Origin of the sequence: Tianxiuia mixotrophica (assembly GCF_050596425.1) — a bacterium.
Lineage (GTDB): Bacteria > Bacillota > Clostridia > Peptostreptococcales > Acidaminobacteraceae.
Genome location: NZ_CP192292.1, coordinates 3,191,766 through 3,207,760, shown reverse-complemented (window position 1 = coordinate 3,207,760; position 15,995 = coordinate 3,191,766). Strand labels below are relative to the sequence as shown.

Genomic DNA, 15,995 nt, shown 5'->3' with positions numbered 1-15,995 from the left:
TCTCCTTTGTTTCGTTGTCAGCTTATAGGGTGCCTTTTGTTGAGGGGATATGAGCATCTTCTGAAAGGTCTGTAATGCTGATAGCCTCTTTTATGGCTCGGGCGAATCCCTTAAATATGCCTTCTAACATATGGTGGGTGTTGCCCCCATCCAGTCTCTTGATGTGAAGCGTCAGGCCAGCTGTTCTGCAAAATCCATTAAAAAATTCACTGATGGCCTCTGTTTCTAAATTTCCTAGTCTTTGCGCCCCTAAGGAAACGTCAAATTTCAAATAACTCCTACCGCTAAAATCAAGGGCAACAAGCAGAAGACATTCATCCATGGGGGTGATGGTGTCGGCATAACGGGCGATGCCCTTCTTGCTGCCAAGGGCATCGTTAAAGGCAGAACCAAGAGCTATGCCAACATCTTCAACACTGTGATGGGCATCGATGTGCAAGTCCCCAGTGCATTTTAGTGTGATGTCGACCCCGCTGTGTCTTGAAAGTTGTTCCAGCATATGGTCAAAAAAGCCTATGCCTGTACGAATGTCATATGTGCCTTTGCCATCGAGGTTGATGGCAAGTTCTATATTGGTCTCAGTGGTCTTGCGACAGACCTCGGCACTTCTTTTAATATTTTTATTCATAAGTGGTAGACACGACCCTTCTAATTATTTCAACAACAGATGTGTTGGTCTGCTTTTGGGTGATGGAAAATCTCAAGCATTGTTTTAAGTTTTTATCGTGTTCAAATTTTCGTATTTTGAGACCGTTGGCTGTTAATGCATCATATATGTCTTTGTCAGCAGAAGACCTGATCAAAATATAGTTACCATAGGAGGGAAAGACTTCAAGTGCTCCTGTGGTCTCTTCAATTTCCTTTAACCGACCATAAACAGACATACGCTCCTGCCTTATATTTCTTAGAACATTCTCTAGCAGGTGTCTATTTTCCAGAAGAACAATGGCTGACTCCTGGGCAAAAGCCGATAGATTGTAAGGCATTTTGACCTTGTTCATGGCCTTTATTCTTTGTGGTGAAGCCACACCATAACCAACCCGTATAGCTGCTGCTCCAAAGGCCTTAGATAGGGTTCTCATGACTATAACCTTGTCTGTGTCATAACTGGTGTCTATAAGACTCATTTGCGAGAATTCAGCATAGGCCTCATCCACGACAACAAGACCTGGAACCTCTTCTATAATCCTCATAAGATCAGTGGGGCTAAACACATGGCCAGTTGGGTTGTTTGGTGTACAGATAAAAGTAATAGCAGCGTTTGTTCGAACAGCTTCATTAATTATTTCATCGACATCAGCTAAGAGGTTTGACTTTGGGTCTACTGAACACAGGTTACAGCCGCGAATGTTTGACATAACGCTATACTCAATGAAAGTTGGGCTGTGTATAACAATATTGTCTCCAGGTTTTGAAAAGGCATCGAAAATAATTTTAATGAGTTCATCAGAACCATTGGTACATATGAGTTGATCTTGTGGAACGCCGATGTAATCTTTGATAGCCTCTTTCAGTTTTACCGCATCAGAGTCTGGGTATTCTTGGAGTTTGATGTTAAGGAGGCGTTTTAGTAAGTCTTCCTTTATGTCAGGCAGGGGGTTGTACCAGTTCTCATTGGCGTGTAATCTTGTGTTCTTCATGGTCTGCACCTCACTGTTACGGCATTGGCGTGGGCTGTTAAGCCCTCCTCGTTTGCAAAGTACTCAAGATCCCTTGCAAGGTCTCTTAAAGCCTCTTGGGTAAAAGATAAGTAACTAGGTCTTTTAATGAAGTCATAAACACCTAGGGGGGATGCGTACCTAGCTGCACCGCTCGTTGGAAGGGTGTGATTGGGCCCAGCCAAATAATCCCCAAGGGTTTCTGGTGTATATGCACCTAAAAAGATGGAGCCGGCGTTTTGAACCTTATCCAAGTAGGTGAAGGGATCACTGACTTGAAGTTCCAAGTGTTCTGGCGCAATGAGGTTGGAAAGCTCTACACCTGTATCAATTGAGTCGACCACATAGGCTTTTGCACCCCTGAGGCTGGTTTTCAAAATTTCACTTCTTGATAAGACGTTTGCTTGTCTGACCAGTTCGGCGGACACCTTTGAAGCTATTTTTTCAGATGTTGTCACCAAGATCATACCAGCAGCTTCATCATGCTCCCCCTGAGCCAGAAGGTCAGCAGCAATCCACTGGGGATTGGCTGAGTCATCAGCTATAACAAGAACTTCACTTGGTCCGGCTATCATATCAATATCAACCTGACCATAGACTTGTCGCTTGGCTTCAGCCACATACATGTTTCCAGGTCCCACAATTTTATCGACTGGAGGAATGCTTTCGGTCCCGTAGGCAACCGCTGCAATAGCTTGTGCACCACCGATTCGGTATATTTCATCAATTCCCAGAAGGGTGGCGGCTGTTAAAACACTGGGATTGACAGTCCCGTCAGGGCCGGCAGGGGTCACTATGACGATTCTTTTAACCCCAGCAAGTTGAGCAGGGATGGCGTTCATTAAAACAGAGGAGGGGTAGGCAGCCTTTCCACCTGGGACATAGAGAGCGACCGATTCAAGCGGGCGGACGAGCTGACCCATTCGTTGTCCTCTTTCAGGTGTCACTTCCCAGTCTATGACCACTTGTTTTTTGTGAAAACGTTCAATGTTAAACTTGGCGCTTTCTAAGATTCTTTTAAAGTCATTGGTCGCTTCCTTATAGGCCTTGTTTCGAACTTCAAGTGGAACACGGGACGTGTCGGGGGTGAATCCGTCAAAGTCTTTTGTATATTTTGCGACAGCTTCATCGCCAAGTGTTCTGACATCTCTTACTATTTTTGAGACAGAGACAATAACCTCTTCATTGGGTAAAAAATTATTTGCAAGTTCCTTTTGAATTTCGAAAAAGTCATCTTTTCCTATACGTCGAATGATCATCACTGAGCCTCCTGGTTGAGTTGGGTCTTTAATACATCCATAAATGCAACAATGGGTTCTGTCTTGGTCTTGTATCTTATTTTGTTAGCAATGAGTCTTGAGCTAATGGGCTTAATGGACTCAATGACTTGAAGATTATTCTCTTTAAGCGTTGTTCCTGTTTCAACAATATCTATGATGCAGTCTGAAAGGCCGACGATGGGACCAAGCTCAACAGACCCTTCAAGTGGAATAACCTGACCGTCTATGCCCTTTGCTTTCATAAAGGCATACGATTGTGTGGGGTATTTCGATGCAATTTTTAGATAGGGAATTTTGTTGTAGTCAAAATCTGCAAATCCAGCCAGACAAAGTTGGCATTTTCCAATACCTAAGTCCATAAGTTCATAAACTTTATAGACTTTTTCATCAATCACATCTTTGCCGACAATGCCGACATCGACAACGCCCAGCTCTACATAAGTGGGGACATCTGCTGATTTTACGAATAACATGTCAAGAGTCTTGTTGTCATCGAGTGGTCTTAAGGCTCTTCCAGGGCTTTCTGGGAGGGCGTAACCAGCCATTTTCAAAGCCTTGAGTGTTTGTTTAGCCACTCGACCTTTGGCCACGGCGATTTTAAGAGGGTTAGTGGATTGAGCTTGGGGCATATTGATCTTCCACCTTTCTAATAAATTGATCGAAACTAGAGCGACAAAAGGTATTCATTCTTTGGTTTATAATTTCCAGTTGACTGCCCTTAACCGATAGAACTTCTTCTGCTTCTGTGGGAAGGTTGTCTGCACACCCCTCAATTGTTGTCACAGTGTAGCCTAAATCCCTAAGCTTGTCTGAAAGTCTTATGGCGGGTTTTCTGTCATCGTTTTTGTAATAGATGGCGTAATCCATAGGGTATAAATTTGATTTATCAAGTTGTTTCATTTCAATCACCTCGTTGATTTCATTAAGATAGAGTGCTATACCACAGGCTGTCAGGCCGTATCCGAATGCATTGTCATATCGTCCGCCCGATGCTAGAACCCGACCGCTATCAGCGGTATAGATTTTATAAATGTTGTCAGTATAGTAGCTATAGTTGTTTGTGAATGAAAAGTCCACTTTGATCATGTTCCGGTCAAGACCATAATCCAAAAGGGCTTTAAATAAAGTTTCGACCCGTTTTATAGCCCTGAGGGCATCGGTGTCAAGGGTGAGCTCTCTTGCCATCTTAAAGACTGACTCAGGGCTTCCAAAAAGTTGTGGCAGAGACTCAAGTGCCTTGGTTTGATATGGTTCCAGTTGTAAATGACCAAGGAAAACACTCAGTTCTGGCAGATTCTTTGTGTCGATCAGATCCCTTAGTTTCTCTTTTTCCAGGTGGGAGAGGGAACATTTTTTTAAAAGAATTTCTGTAATGCTTATATTGCCTAGATCAACGATAATTTTTCCAATGCCACTTTCTTCAAGAACCTTGTAGGCCACCCGTATGATTTCTGCTTCAGCCAGGGGATTGGGCGTGTCATACACTTCTAAACCGCACTGTAGAATTTCCTTTGTTTTTCCTTCGTGGCTTTTCCAGCTGAGTTTGCTTGTGGTATAGGCATACTTTTGTACAGCTTGGCCTGTGCGCTTGTTTTGCGATGCCAATTGGGTGACAAAGTGTGTTGGGTCAGATTTAACCATGTAGATGTTTCCATCTGGGCCAGTGTATTTGACACTTTGGCTCAAATCCTGGGGATAGAAGTTCGAAAGAGCCTTGTAAGAAGATACACTTCCGGGCACTATGCTTGTATAACCATGCAGTTTTGATGACTTTCTGAATATTGCGTCAATTGCATCTATACGCCTAAAGGCATCGATAGAATAGGACATTGTCATTGTGAATTCGCCTCTTTTCTTTTGTTCGAATGGGTTTTGAATGCTTATGGAAATAAAAAAAGCCGTATGGGCTAAAACGCCCATACGGCTCTCCGTAACTGGATCACCATCAGACGCAAGCTCTTAAACACGACATTTAGAGCTTGCATCTGATGAAATATATACACTCAGATTAACAAACTCTTGGTAGATGGTGATGATGATGAAGTTGTACAAAAATAGATTTGGTTAGAGAATTCATATTTATGCACCTCGAATAGTTTTTTTGAATCATAACATGGATGCGAAAAGCCTGTCAAGGTAAAAGGTGAAAATATTCATAAATAATAAACCTGGGTGTGGGTATAATAGCTAAGGACAGTGATATGAAAAAAAATCATAAAGTAATCATAAAGAAATAGAGCTATTTATAGAAAATAGATCATTTTAGATAATTTTGGAATTTGGTGTGTCGTCTTTGATACTGATCATGATATAATCATAATGAATATAGGAGGGGTCAACATGGGGAAAAGAATTTTAGTTGTTGATGATGCAATGTTTATGAGAAAGATGCTAAGTGACATTTTAAATAATGCTGGACACGAAGTTGTTGGGGAAGCAGAAAATGGCAAGGATGCTCTTAGAAAATACAGAGAATTGAAGCCTGATATTGTCACAATGGACATCACTATGCCGGTCTGTAATGGTATAGAAGGCGTAAAACTGATTAAAGATGAGTTTCCAAATGCAAAAATTCTTATGGTTAGCGCCATGGGACAGGAAAATATGGTTGTAGATTCGGTTAAGTCTGGGGCTCAAGGTTTTATTGTGAAGCCATTTGACAGGGATAAAATCGTAATGACAATAGAACGACTTACGAAATAGACTTGTTAGGGATCAAAGCAAGTGCTGTACGAACTAAAAAAGTTCATATAATTGAATGAAAGGGCTGGGGTGATAGAATCACCCCAGCCCTTTTTACTTGCTTTGAGATTGCTAATCGTTTTATGGTTTTGCCAATAAATGTTTTAGAAAATTAGCTTTTAAAAGGGTCGTTGTACTCAATGCCCAAAATGGTAATGGCTGTTTCATTCATTAAGTCAACAACTACCAGATCATCAAGAGAAATACCTCGCTGAAGGATTTTAACCCTTGGTCGAAGTGGATAATTGGGGTTTACAAGATCAACAACAGCAGTCGTACCATTACTCAAATTTACAAGTGTGCCTTCTGGGTATGGTATAACTTTTCTAGCAAAAGTCTTGGCCATTTCAAAATCAAAGTGTGTGCCAGCTGATCCCATAATGTACTCGATGGCCTCGTTTGGCGGTAAGGCCACAGAATTTGGCGTATCAGAAGTCATGGCATCATAACAATCGGCTATGGAAACAATCCTTGAAAACCTATGAATGTGGTCGCCGGACATACCTTTAGGGTAGCCACTGCCGTCATATTTCTCATGGTGCTGAAGGGCAACCACCTTTGAAGCGCTGTTGATGCCGTAGTGTTCTTTCAAATACTCATAGCCCAATTGTGGATGCTCTCGGATTTTTTCCATTTCCTCTTGAGAATAATTGCCCCTTTTATTGACAACAGAACTGGGCAGAAATGCCTTGCCAATGTCATGCATGAGGGCACCAAAGAAGAGGGGAAAGAGGTCATCTTTTCTCAACTTGAGTTCGATTCCTAAAATCAAAGAGAGAATGGCTGTATTGAGTGAATGTTGGTAAGTATAGGTATCAATATTCTTTATATCCACCAGATTGATCATAATATTTCTATTGGATGTCATTTCATCAACAATGTACTTGGACATGTTTTTTAAATTGTCCATGTACTTTTCCATACCTTTGACCATAAGTCGCTGGTTTAAGTTCAGTTCAGAACTTTTTGCTCGAATGTTAAAGCGTTCAATGTTTTCGAAAGTCTCTTTAATGGCAAGCACTGTCTTTTGTCGAACTTCTGGTTTGATCACATCATTAATTTCCTGATCACTGTATTCATCATCAATGTAAACTGAGAGCACATTGTTTTCTTCCACGCGTTTTATAAGTGCATCGTTTAATACTACGCCTTTTTTTAATAATATCGTTCCTTGAGAATTCATGATATCTTTGGCGATCGCTGTGCCTTCAACGACACAACCTATTGGAACTAATCGCATAATGTCACCTTTCAATCTCTTGCAAAATATGAGTTTGTATTTACGTTTGAATTTCTTCTTTCCCTTAGTATTATACCATCTTAACGGTTGAAACGCACTTAAACCCATGTGGATTTTAGCAACCCATATGAAACATTTCCTATGACCGTAACTGCTTTGATAATATTCCTTTCTTAGAATATGCTATAATGATGGTGTTTGAGTAAGGTAAAAACGGAGGCATCTTATATGGAAAACAGACAACTAAAAGCACTTGGGCTCATACTCGTATTGCCCATTGTATTTGCAGGGATTGGTTATTTTGGAATGAAGGTTTTTCTATCGGGCTCTGGCCCTGAGACAGCACAGCCTGAATCACGTCCATCGCAGGAGGTCAGTCAAACGTCGAAAGATGATGACAAAACTCAAAATGAACAGGTGACACAAGAGGACAGTCGTACTGAAACAACTCAAACAGAAGAAAATGAGAAAACAGATGGTGACGCTATTGTTGTGTCAAATGAAGCGGAATCAGAAGATGGAGTCACAGACACTGAAAAGGCAAGTGTGGTGGTTGAAAAGAAAAATTATGACCTGCCAAGTGTAAACTTTTTTAGTCTGCAAGTGGGGAGTTATTCCGCCAAAAGCAATGCGGACAAGCATGTGGCAGCATTAAAAGAAGAAGGCATGAATGCTTATGTTTTCGAAGGCAATAATTTTAAGGTTATGGCAGGCATTAGCGGTTCAAGAGACGGTGTTGACACCATAAAGCAAAAAGTGGTTCAAACTGTGCCTGATGCATTTGTGAAGGGGATCGTGGTTGTCCCAGACGCTGTTAAGTACACAGCGGATGAAAAAGAGGGTTTAGAAGGATTTCAGGCAATTGCCAAAACTTATCAAGAAAGACTTCAAAGCAATGTGAGCTTTATTTCTACCATAGAGATGAAAAGCCAAGCAGACATTCAGACATACCTTGAAAGTGATGTAGCAAAAATCGAAGCCATGATTGTTTCGATAAACGATTATAATGGTGCGCAAGTGTTCGAGACACCACTAAATAAAGCTGTACAATCTTTGGACAGTCAAGCGGAGAGAATTCGACAATTAATTAACGATGAAAATGATGGGTCAAGGATCTTCCAAGTCTACATAAAAGAACTTTTAAATTATAATAAGATCAATTAAATAACTTCTAATCTTAAGTAACAGCTTTTGTAAAGCTGTTACTTTTACGTTTCTGAAACAATTTATAAAAAATAATATTGGGGGATAGAAAATAAAAAAATATCAGTAAATTGCATATTTCGGTTTTGAATTCGTAAAAAAAGCTGTACAATTAGAATGTTAGGAATTTATCAAAGATTTTGACAACTCGAAAGTCTGTTATACATTTAACATGCAGAGACCCTCTACATAAGTTTTTTCAAGGCTTACAAAAGAATTTGTGATTGACTTGACTGCGATATGTAGTAAAATAATTAGAGGTGCTATGCAAAAAATTGAGTTGTGTATACAGTATTCTTAACACAGAAAACGTTTGCAATAGCACGCTTTGACAGAGTTTATGTTGTGAAGATATTGCAACATAATTTTGTCATTTGCTATTCATATAGAAATTCTCAAAATCAAATTGTGAATTTCAACCGGATAAAAACCGGGGTATATTTGTTGTGTGTTACCCATTCAATTGGGTGTTGTGAGTTAGAGGCAAATCAAATCGTTTGATTGCTTCATTGTTCAAATGTAAAAAGGGGTGAACTATCATGGGTCTACTGTCTTTTATAGGTGGGATTCATCCTCCACATGCCAAGAAGGCATCGGAAAAGAAGGCGATTATTCAGTCAATTGAACCGAAAATCGTTAGAATTCCATTAAGACAGCACATCGGTGCGCCTTGTGATCCAACCGTCGCAAAAGGGGATTACGTCAAGGTGGGCCAAGAGATCGGAGAAGTTTCGTCTTTCGTCTGTGCTCCTGTACACAGTAGTGTTTCTGGTACTGTCGTTGATATAAAAAAAATCGACGTACTGGGTGGACAAGAATCATGTGTCATTATTGAGTCAGATGGTAAGAACGAGCTTCATGAATCAGTTAAGCCAAAAGGTGAACTTGATTCGCTAGAACCTAAGCAAATCATCGAGATCATTCGAAATGCAGGTATTGTCGGCATGGGTGGTGCGGGTTTCCCAACCCACGTTAAGTTGTCGCCTCCACCGGAGAAAACAATTGACACAGTTATCTTAAATGGTGCGGAATGTGAACCGTATCTAACAGCTGACCACAGACTTATGCTTGAAGAACCAGAAAAAATTGTTTTTGGTCTCAAGGCGATCATGAAGTCAGTGGGTGTAAAAAAAGGTTATATCGGTATCGAAAATAACAAGCCGGATGCGATTGAAGCTATGAAAAAGGCAGCACAAGGTGAAAATGATATCGAAGTTGTAGGTCTACATACAAAGTATCCGCAGGGTGCAGAGAAGCAGCTTATTTATGCCTGTACCAAGCGTGAAGTACCATCTGGTGGACTGCCAATGGATGCTGGTGCGGTTGTAAACAACGTTGCCACTGCTGCAGCTGTTTCCGATGCGATTAAACTTGGTATGCCAAGTGTTGAAAGAATCTGTACGGTCACTGGTGCAGGCATAGCTGATCCACAAAACATTCGCATTAAAGTGGGCACGCAGCTTTCTGAAATCGTTGAGCAAAGTGGTGGCTACAAGGGAACACCAGGCAAGATCATACTAGGTGGACCAATGATGGGTATTGCAACGCATACTGATGATATACCATCAACAAAGACGACTTCTGGTATTTTGGTTTTCACACCGGAAGAAGCGAGGCTCCCTGAAGCGGCGAACTGTATTAAATGTGGTAAGTGTGTGGATATTTGTCCAGCCTTCCTTCAACCAGCTGCTTTAAGTGCTTACAGTTTAAAAGGACTTTATGAAGGCGCTGAAAAGAACAATATCCTAGATTGCATTGAATGTGGATCATGTTCGTTTGTCTGTCCTTCAAAGCGTCCTCTTCTTCACTCAATTAGAGTTGGTAAGCGTGAAGTTCTTGCTGCACGCAGAAAGTCGAAATAGTAGGAGGGTTAAACGATGGAACAAAGACTTATAGTATCATCATCTCCTCATATTCGATCTAAAGAGTCAGTAAACTCTATTATGAGAGATGTTGTTCTTGCTCTTACACCTGCTACGGTGTGGGGGATATACAAATTTGGCGTGAATGCTTTTATGGTGGTTGCAGTTGCTATTCTTGCAGCAATGGCCACAGAAGCAGCTATTCAAAAACTAAGAGGTGTCCCAGTAACGGTTAATGACTGGTCTGCGGTTCTAACAGGCTTACTGCTTGCAATGAACGTTCCAGCATCAGCACCGTGGTGGATACCAGTTATAGGTAGTATTTTTGCCATTGCAGTTGTAAAGCAGGCTTTTGGTGGTCTTGGTCATAACTTTATGAACCCGGCCTTGGCGGCTCGTGCTATGTTGATGGCTTCATGGCCAGTTCGAATGACAGCATGGACAACACCAAATCTTCCGGCTGTTGGTGCAGATGCAGTATCGACTGCAACACCGCTGGCTATGCTAAAAGACAGTTATGGATTTGATGTATCAGCGGCTGTTGGTTCAACAACTATGCAAGCGCCAAGCATGATGGATGTGCTACTGGGGAATGTTGCAGGTTGTATTGGTGAGGTTTCTGCAGTCCTTCTTATATTAGGTGGCCTATACCTAATGTATAAAAAAGTAATCACATGGAGAATTCCAACAATTTATATTGGAACTGTTGCAGTTCTTACGTTTATACTTGGTGGATTTGATCCGACTCTGGTTCTGTATCATGTTTTCGCTGGTGGTCTTATGCTAGGGGCCTTCTTTATGGCAACTGACTATGCGTCATCACCGATTAATCCTAAGGGTCAAATGTTCTTTGCATTTGGATGTGGTCTTTTAACGACTGTTATTCGTTTTTACGGTGGTTACCCAGAAGGCGTTTCATACTCAATTCTACTAATGAATGTTGCAGCGCCGCTTATTGAAAAATACTCAAGCCCTCGTGTGTTTGGAGGTGGCAAATAATGAAACTGGATATGAAAGAAATCGTTAGACTTGGTCTGATTCTTCTTCTAATCTGCGCTGTTTCAGCAACGCTACTGGCATTCACAAACGGTGCGACAATTGATAAAATTCTTGAACAACGTGCCATTGCAAGTGAAAATGACCGTAAGGCGGTTCTGCCAGAAGCGGACACATTTAAGCCAATGGATGAAGAACAGTTTAATGAATTAAAGGGTCAATATGACAATCTTCTTGAAGTCTACCTAGGCTATGCAGGAGACACTGTGATTGGCTATGTTATAAAAACTGCTCCAGGTGGCTATGGCGGTCCAATCGAAATCACTACGGGTCTGACAAATGATGGTCAGGTTGGTGGGGTTCGTATGGGATCTAACCATCAGGAGACACCAGGTCTGGGTGCTAAGGCTGCCCTGCCTGAGTTCTATGACCAGTACAATGGAATGGATGCCCTAGCTGGTATTACAGTTGTAAAATCCAATCCAGAAGACAATCAAATTTTAGCGATCTCTGGTGCAACAATCACGTCGGACGCAGTTACTGACGGTGTGAACAGAGCAACAGAGGTATTTGAGAGCATAACAGAATAGGAGGTGACGTAGTGAAGCTGAAGACTTTAACAAATGGTTTGTTTAAAGACAACCCTGTATTTTATCAAATGCTAGGTATGTGTCCGACACTGGCGGTAACGACGTCAGCCGAAAATGGAATGGGTATGGGTCTGGCGACAACAGCTGTACTTGTACTCGCCAACATTGTAATCTCTCTTATGAGAAACTTTATACCGAGCAAGATTCGTATACCGGCATTTATTGTGGTTATTGCCACGTTCGTAACGATTGTTGGTATGGTTATGGAAGGCTTCGTGCCTGCCCTTTTCGCATCGCTGGGTCTATTTATCCCACTAATCGTTGTAAACTGTCTAATTCTTGCTAGAGCAGAAGCCTTTGCCTTTAAAAATGGTGTTCTCGATTCGGCGCTAGACGGTATTGGTATGGGACTTGGATTCACACTGGCTCTAACTGTACTGGGTGCTGTTAGAGAAATCTTTGGTGCTGGTGCAATCTTTGGTATCACTCTCTTTGGTGAAGCATTCGAACCAGCCTTGATTATGATTCTACCTCCAGGTGCATTCCTGGCACTGGGTCTAATTTTGGCAGGCATCAATGCCTATCAAGCAAAGAAAGCTAAAGCTCTTGCATCGCAAAAAGCTGCTTAGGAAGGGGGCACATAATAATGGAAAATGCTAGTATTCTAATTATCGTTGTCAGTGCCATATTGGTAAACAACTTCGTGCTTTCCCGTTTCTTAGGGATCTGTCCTTTCCTTGGAGTTTCCAAGCAAGTAGAGACAGCTTTCGGTATGGGAATGGCCGTAACGTTTGTAATGACGCTGGCTGGTATTATCACATATTTCGTGTGGCATGTGCTACTGGTGCCACTGGGACTTGAGTTCCTTAAGACGATTGCATTTATCCTTGTAATCGCATCGCTTGTTCAGTTCGTTGAAATTGTACTACAAAAGATCAGTCCGACGCTGTACTCGGCTCTAGGTGTATTCCTTCCGCTGATTACAACAAACTGTGCTGTTCTTGGCCTAGCACTACTGAACATTCAGTATGACTTTAATCTAATCCAGACAATCGTTCACTCGATTTCTGCTGCGATTGGTTTCTCGCTTGCGATTGTTCTATTTGCAGGCATTCGAGAAAAACTTGTTTTATCAGACGTGCCGACTCCATTTGAAGGTTTCCCAATAGCGCTTGTAACTGCAAGTCTAATGGCAATCGCCTTTCTTGGATTCTCAGGCTTAGTATAGGAGGGTAGTGGATATGGATTTTAATTCAATTCTATGGTCCGGTGCCAGCCTTGGAGGACTAGGTCTTCTGTTTGGTGCGGGTCTGGCTTTCGCATCTCAGAAATTTGCTGTTGAAGTTGATCCACGTGCGGTTCAAATACTGGATGCTTTACCAGGTGCAAACTGTGGTGGCTGTGGTTATCCTGGATGTGGTGGTTTTGCCAATGCTGTTGTAGCAGGCGATGCTCCAATCAATGGATGTCCAGTTGGTGGACCTGACTGTGTACAGGCCATTGCAGGTATTATGGGTCTTGAAGCGGGCGATTCAGTTAAAATGATTGCGCGTGTGCTTTGTAATGGCACGTCAGATAAGTGTCAAGACAAGTATGAGTACAATGGTGTTGCAGATTGCTTGGCAGCGTCACAACTGGCAGGTGGACCAAAATCATGTGGCTATGGATGCATGGGTCTAGGCACTTGCGAACGCGTATGTCCTTTTGATGCCATCCATGTCAATGACAAGGGTGTTGCAGTTGTTGATGAAGACAAGTGTACGGCATGTAACAAGTGTATTGAAGCTTGTCCTAAAGATGTTATTGGACTTGTGCCATACAACCAGCTTGTTGTTGTTGACTGTAACAACCAGGAGCGTGGTGGCCATGTAAAGAAAAATTGTGGTGTGGCTTGTATCGCTTGTGGTATATGTGAGAGATCTTGTCCATTCGATGCAATTCATGTTGAAAATATGGTTGCTAAAATTGACTATGACAAGTGTACAGAGTGTATGATTTGTGCTGAAAAATGTCCTACAAAGGCTATTTGGGCAGACTTTGATGCACGAAAAACAGCTGTTGTCATAGAAGATAAATGTATTGGCTGTACCCTTTGTGCAAAGGCATGTCCAGTTGATGCAGTTGAAGGCGAATTAAAGGGCATTCACAAAATCGATCCAGAAAAATGTATTGGATGCGGAGCCTGTGAAAAGAAATGTCCAAAAGATGCCATCGAAATGAAGTAGTTCAGTTAAATGAACTTGTAATTTTATATTTGGTGGGTATTTAAGAGAATATATTAAAAGGCTGTGCGATGATGAAAAATTCATTTTCGCACAGCCTCTTTTATTGCGTAATTCTTATTGCTCAATCCTATAATTATTTTGTAGCATTGCTATAAACAAACCAATCCGTGCGCTCTCCTGGAAGAATCCAATCAGCTGTTAGGGTGTAGCGCTCATTTTTAGACTGACCTTGCGTTTCAAGTATGACTTGATTTGGCGAAAGCATAATAGCCTTGAGAACATAAAGACGTTGGCCGTTATTATCAACAAGACGGTAAGACGTGTGGTCTTCTACCGCTTCTTTCTCCAGTTCTATACCTTCTGCAAAGTCAAGTCGTATATGATCAGAATCTGGTGCTGTAGAGCTTGTAATCTGATCATAGGTAATGCCCTCAACAGTTTGAGTTTCAGCTGGAGTTTTAGTTGTGGTTGCTTTCTTAGAAGCCGTTGATTGTTTTTTTGATTCTTTTTCGGTAGGCTCATCAGATGGTGCCTTTGAGCTGTCAACAGAATTGTCCACTGTGCCTTCTACATATTTAGGTGATTTCATTTCTCCACGAGGGGCTATTGAGTGAAGCAAATTTTCTTGTCCTTCGTTATCATTTCCCAGTGACTTTATGATGACAAATCGCTGTTTGTCGTGAATAGAAGCGCTTGTACGAAGCGTGATTTTGTTATATGTTTCTGAATCCACTTCACTTTTTCCATCGTCACTAAGCATTCTCTTTTCCGCTTTGACTGAACGGATTTTCACGAAAGGAATGGAATAGTTATCTGGATCATTGGCATAGTCTTCATCTATGCTGAACCTGTCGTCTAAATAAATGATGACATTGTTTCCAGATGGGACGAATGCGGATTCAATAACAATATTGTTTTGGTCTGCATCTTCTCGATTGCTTTCATCGACAATATCAGCATGGACCATAGTTGTGCTCATAGCTAGAGCTAGAACAAGACTTGCAGCCAGTTTCTTTTTCATAATGACCTCCATAGGTTTCTATTTTAATTATTTACAAGATGGAAGCTTCCAATAATCAAAAGTATTGTATCATATTACCAGATGTCTAGTATTACCATATGATTACAATTATGTTAATAAGTCTTTGCGTTTTGAATATCGAAATAAGCTTTCATATAAGAGGGAAACACTTAATTTGTAACCTGATTAAAACTTGTATATAACCATGCCCCATGCTAAACTTAAGGATGAGGTTGTCTGTTTAATCTCAAAGGAAATACAGTTCGGATTTAAAACTAAGGGTTGGAAATAAATGGAATTAAGTGGTATAATCAACCCAGAAGGAGGACCGCATGCGCAAAGCGAGTAGCACACTTGGATTCATGCTTGTCATGCTGGTAGGTCTCGTTATAGGAGGTATTATTGGGGATGTGTTTCAAGATACATTGCCAATTTTAGCGTATGGGAGATCTATTGGTTTTGACCCGGTAACCATTGACTTAAGTGTGATAAAACTTGTTCTAGGCTTTACAATGCAAATTAATTTAGCGGCAATTCTTGGCTTGGTCATATCACTGCTTATTTTTAAGAAGTTATAGGAGGCATTATGACAAGAATTGTTCTAGCATCGAACTCACCAAGACGCAAAGAATTACTGGAGCGTGTTGGCGTAGAGTTTTCCGTAGATGCAAGCTCGATCGAGGAAGTTGTTCGAGACCATGAAACCCCAGAACAGATCGCTATGGGTTTAGCACTGGAAAAGGGACTTGATGTTGCTTCCAGACATGAAGAAGGCACGCTTATTATTGCAGCAGATACTATTGTTTACCATAATGAAGTCATGGGAAAACCACAAGATGCTGAGGATGCAAGAAATATGCTGACAAGTCTTAGTGGCTCACTTCACCAGGTTTATACAGGATTTGCCATTATTGAAGCTGGAACAAATAAAAAAATTGTTGATTTCGAATGCACTGACGTCCAATTTAAAAGTCTTAGTGATGAAAAAATTGACCGTTACATTGAATCAGGTGAGGCCTATGGTAAAGCAGGGGCCTATGCCATTCAAGGAAAGGGTATGACCCTAGTCGAGTGGATTAAGGGTGATTTTTTCAATGTTGTTGGACTTCCAGTCAGTAAGCTCGAGTCATTGCTCGAAAAGCATTTTGAAATGCGGTTCATCTAAGATTAAATCTTGA

At 41.3% G+C, this 15,995-nt stretch carries 17 protein-coding genes; 10 read left to right on the top strand and 7 right to left on the bottom strand.

What is annotated here, in order from left to right; genetic code table 11:
* Window positions 1-22 precede the first annotated feature (22 nt).
* From hisB to ACQ4KW_RS14010, 5 genes are read right to left on the bottom strand one after another with little or no spacing between them, the layout of a single operon-like run.
* A complete protein-coding gene (hisB, locus tag ACQ4KW_RS14030) occupies window positions 23-628 on the bottom strand; it encodes an imidazoleglycerol-phosphate dehydratase HisB (protein WP_430883109.1) in 606 nt (201 codons plus the stop codon).
* Window positions 621-1,640, bottom strand: a complete 1,020-nt coding sequence (gene hisC / locus ACQ4KW_RS14025) for a histidinol-phosphate transaminase (protein ID WP_430883108.1) — start codon at window positions 1,638-1,640, stop codon at window positions 621-623. Before hisC ends, hisB begins: the two co-directional genes overlap by 8 nt.
* Window positions 1,637-2,917 (bottom strand): histidinol dehydrogenase, encoded by a 1,281-nt coding sequence (hisD, locus tag ACQ4KW_RS14020; RefSeq protein WP_430883107.1) that lies wholly within the window; start codon window positions 2,915-2,917, stop codon window positions 1,637-1,639. Before hisD ends, hisC begins: the two co-directional genes overlap by 4 nt.
* Window positions 2,917-3,567 (bottom strand): ATP phosphoribosyltransferase, encoded by a 651-nt coding sequence (gene hisG / locus ACQ4KW_RS14015; RefSeq protein WP_430883106.1) that lies wholly within the window; start codon window positions 3,565-3,567, stop codon window positions 2,917-2,919. Before hisG ends, hisD begins: the two co-directional genes overlap by 1 nt.
* The gene (locus ACQ4KW_RS14010) at window positions 3,545-4,858 is read right to left on the bottom strand and encodes an ATP phosphoribosyltransferase regulatory subunit (RefSeq protein ID WP_430883105.1); all 1,314 of its coding nucleotides are present in this window, start codon (window positions 4,856-4,858) and stop codon (window positions 3,545-3,547) included. The genes hisG and ACQ4KW_RS14010 overlap by 23 nt, the downstream gene beginning before the upstream one ends.
* A gap of 420 nt (window positions 4,859-5,278) precedes the next feature.
* On the opposite strand from ACQ4KW_RS14010, the gene ACQ4KW_RS14005 reads away from it, so the two are divergent.
* On the top strand, window positions 5,279-5,641 hold the full coding sequence (locus ACQ4KW_RS14005; RefSeq protein ID WP_430883104.1) for a response regulator: 363 nt from the start codon (window positions 5,279-5,281) through the stop codon (window positions 5,639-5,641).
* A 151-nt stretch (window positions 5,642-5,792) separates the two neighbouring features.
* Here ACQ4KW_RS14005 and ACQ4KW_RS14000 read toward each other — a convergent pair whose 3' ends face one another.
* Window positions 5,793-6,920 (bottom strand): HD-GYP domain-containing protein, encoded by a 1,128-nt coding sequence (locus tag ACQ4KW_RS14000; protein WP_430883103.1) that lies wholly within the window; start codon window positions 6,918-6,920, stop codon window positions 5,793-5,795.
* A 228-nt stretch (window positions 6,921-7,148) separates the two neighbouring features.
* Here ACQ4KW_RS14000 and ACQ4KW_RS13995 point away from each other — a divergent pair, with 228 nt between their 5' ends.
* The 7 genes from ACQ4KW_RS13995 (at window position 7,149) to ACQ4KW_RS13965 (ending at window position 13,796) form a co-directional block, all read left to right on the top strand.
* Window positions 7,149-8,084: an SPOR domain-containing protein gene (locus ACQ4KW_RS13995; RefSeq protein ID WP_430883102.1), complete on the top strand. Its 936-nt coding sequence runs from the start codon at window positions 7,149-7,151 to the stop codon at window positions 8,082-8,084.
* A 578-nt stretch (window positions 8,085-8,662) separates the two neighbouring features.
* The gene (rsxC, locus tag ACQ4KW_RS13990; protein ID WP_430883101.1) at window positions 8,663-9,985 is read left to right on the top strand and encodes an electron transport complex subunit RsxC; all 1,323 of its coding nucleotides are present in this window, start codon (window positions 8,663-8,665) and stop codon (window positions 9,983-9,985) included.
* A gap of 15 nt (window positions 9,986-10,000) precedes the next feature.
* Window positions 10,001-10,984: an RnfABCDGE type electron transport complex subunit D gene (locus ACQ4KW_RS13985; protein ID WP_430883100.1), complete on the top strand. Its 984-nt coding sequence runs from the start codon at window positions 10,001-10,003 to the stop codon at window positions 10,982-10,984.
* Window positions 10,984-11,571, top strand: coding sequence for an RnfABCDGE type electron transport complex subunit G (locus ACQ4KW_RS13980; RefSeq protein WP_430883099.1), 588 nt, complete (start codon window positions 10,984-10,986; stop codon window positions 11,569-11,571). The genes ACQ4KW_RS13985 and ACQ4KW_RS13980 overlap by 1 nt, the downstream gene beginning before the upstream one ends.
* Before the next feature lie 11 nt (window positions 11,572-11,582).
* Window positions 11,583-12,200, top strand: a complete 618-nt coding sequence (gene rsxE / locus ACQ4KW_RS13975) for an electron transport complex subunit RsxE (RefSeq protein WP_430883098.1) — start codon at window positions 11,583-11,585, stop codon at window positions 12,198-12,200.
* Window positions 12,201-12,217: 17 nt separating this feature from the next.
* On the top strand, window positions 12,218-12,799 hold the full coding sequence (gene rsxA, locus ACQ4KW_RS13970; protein WP_430883097.1) for an electron transport complex subunit RsxA: 582 nt from the start codon (window positions 12,218-12,220) through the stop codon (window positions 12,797-12,799).
* Between the two features lie 13 nt (window positions 12,800-12,812).
* Complete coding sequence (locus tag ACQ4KW_RS13965; RefSeq protein ID WP_430883096.1) at window positions 12,813-13,796, top strand: RnfABCDGE type electron transport complex subunit B; 984 nt, start codon at window positions 12,813-12,815, stop codon at window positions 13,794-13,796.
* Window positions 13,797-13,929: 133 nt separating this feature from the next.
* Here the strand turns inward: ACQ4KW_RS13965 and ACQ4KW_RS13960 are convergent, their stop codons facing one another.
* A complete protein-coding gene (locus ACQ4KW_RS13960) occupies window positions 13,930-14,817 on the bottom strand; it encodes a hypothetical protein (protein ID WP_430883095.1) in 888 nt (295 codons plus the stop codon).
* Between the two features lie 332 nt (window positions 14,818-15,149).
* Here ACQ4KW_RS13960 and ACQ4KW_RS13955 point away from each other — a divergent pair, with 332 nt between their 5' ends.
* Together ACQ4KW_RS13955 and ACQ4KW_RS13950 are read left to right on the top strand one after the other, a co-directional pair.
* Window positions 15,150-15,395, top strand: coding sequence for a DUF4321 domain-containing protein (locus tag ACQ4KW_RS13955; RefSeq protein ID WP_430883094.1), 246 nt, complete (start codon window positions 15,150-15,152; stop codon window positions 15,393-15,395).
* An 8-nt stretch (window positions 15,396-15,403) separates the two neighbouring features.
* The gene (locus tag ACQ4KW_RS13950) at window positions 15,404-15,982 is read left to right on the top strand and encodes a Maf family protein (RefSeq protein WP_430883093.1); all 579 of its coding nucleotides are present in this window, start codon (window positions 15,404-15,406) and stop codon (window positions 15,980-15,982) included.
* Window positions 15,983-15,995 lie beyond the last annotated feature (13 nt).

Bases quoted from the DNA above. Each gene is read 5' to 3' on its own strand.
- rsxC (WP_430883101.1), top strand. From the start codon at position 8,663: ATGGGTCTACTGTCTTTTATAGGTGGGATTCATCCTCCACATGCCAAG.
- hisC (WP_430883108.1), bottom strand. From the start codon at position 1,640: ATGAAGAACACAAGATTACACGCCAATGAGAACTGGTACAACCCCCTG.
- hisD (WP_430883107.1), bottom strand. From the start codon at position 2,917: ATGATCATTCGACGTATAGGAAAAGATGACTTTTTCGAAATTCAAAAG.
- hisG (WP_430883106.1), bottom strand. From the start codon at position 3,567: ATGCCCCAAGCTCAATCCACTAACCCTCTTAAAATCGCCGTGGCCAAA.
- ACQ4KW_RS13955 (WP_430883094.1), top strand. From the start codon at position 15,150: ATGCGCAAAGCGAGTAGCACACTTGGATTCATGCTTGTCATGCTGGTA.
- ACQ4KW_RS13960 (WP_430883095.1), bottom strand. From the start codon at position 14,817: ATGAAAAAGAAACTGGCTGCAAGTCTTGTTCTAGCTCTAGCTATGAGC.
- hisB (WP_430883109.1), bottom strand. From the start codon at position 628: ATGAATAAAAATATTAAAAGAAGTGCCGAGGTCTGTCGCAAGACCACT.
- ACQ4KW_RS14000 (WP_430883103.1), bottom strand. From the start codon at position 6,920: ATGCGATTAGTTCCAATAGGTTGTGTCGTTGAAGGCACAGCGATCGCC.
- ACQ4KW_RS14005 (WP_430883104.1), top strand. From the start codon at position 5,279: ATGGGGAAAAGAATTTTAGTTGTTGATGATGCAATGTTTATGAGAAAG.
- ACQ4KW_RS13995 (WP_430883102.1), top strand. From the start codon at position 7,149: ATGGAAAACAGACAACTAAAAGCACTTGGGCTCATACTCGTATTGCCC.
- rsxA (WP_430883097.1), top strand. From the start codon at position 12,218: ATGGAAAATGCTAGTATTCTAATTATCGTTGTCAGTGCCATATTGGTA.
- ACQ4KW_RS13985 (WP_430883100.1), top strand. From the start codon at position 10,001: ATGGAACAAAGACTTATAGTATCATCATCTCCTCATATTCGATCTAAA.
- ACQ4KW_RS13980 (WP_430883099.1), top strand. From the start codon at position 10,984: ATGAAACTGGATATGAAAGAAATCGTTAGACTTGGTCTGATTCTTCTT.
- ACQ4KW_RS13950 (WP_430883093.1), top strand. From the start codon at position 15,404: ATGACAAGAATTGTTCTAGCATCGAACTCACCAAGACGCAAAGAATTA.
- ACQ4KW_RS13965 (WP_430883096.1), top strand. From the start codon at position 12,813: ATGGATTTTAATTCAATTCTATGGTCCGGTGCCAGCCTTGGAGGACTA.
- ACQ4KW_RS14010 (WP_430883105.1), bottom strand. From the start codon at position 4,858: ATGGGCGTTTTAGCCCATACGGCTTTTTTTATTTCCATAAGCATTCAA.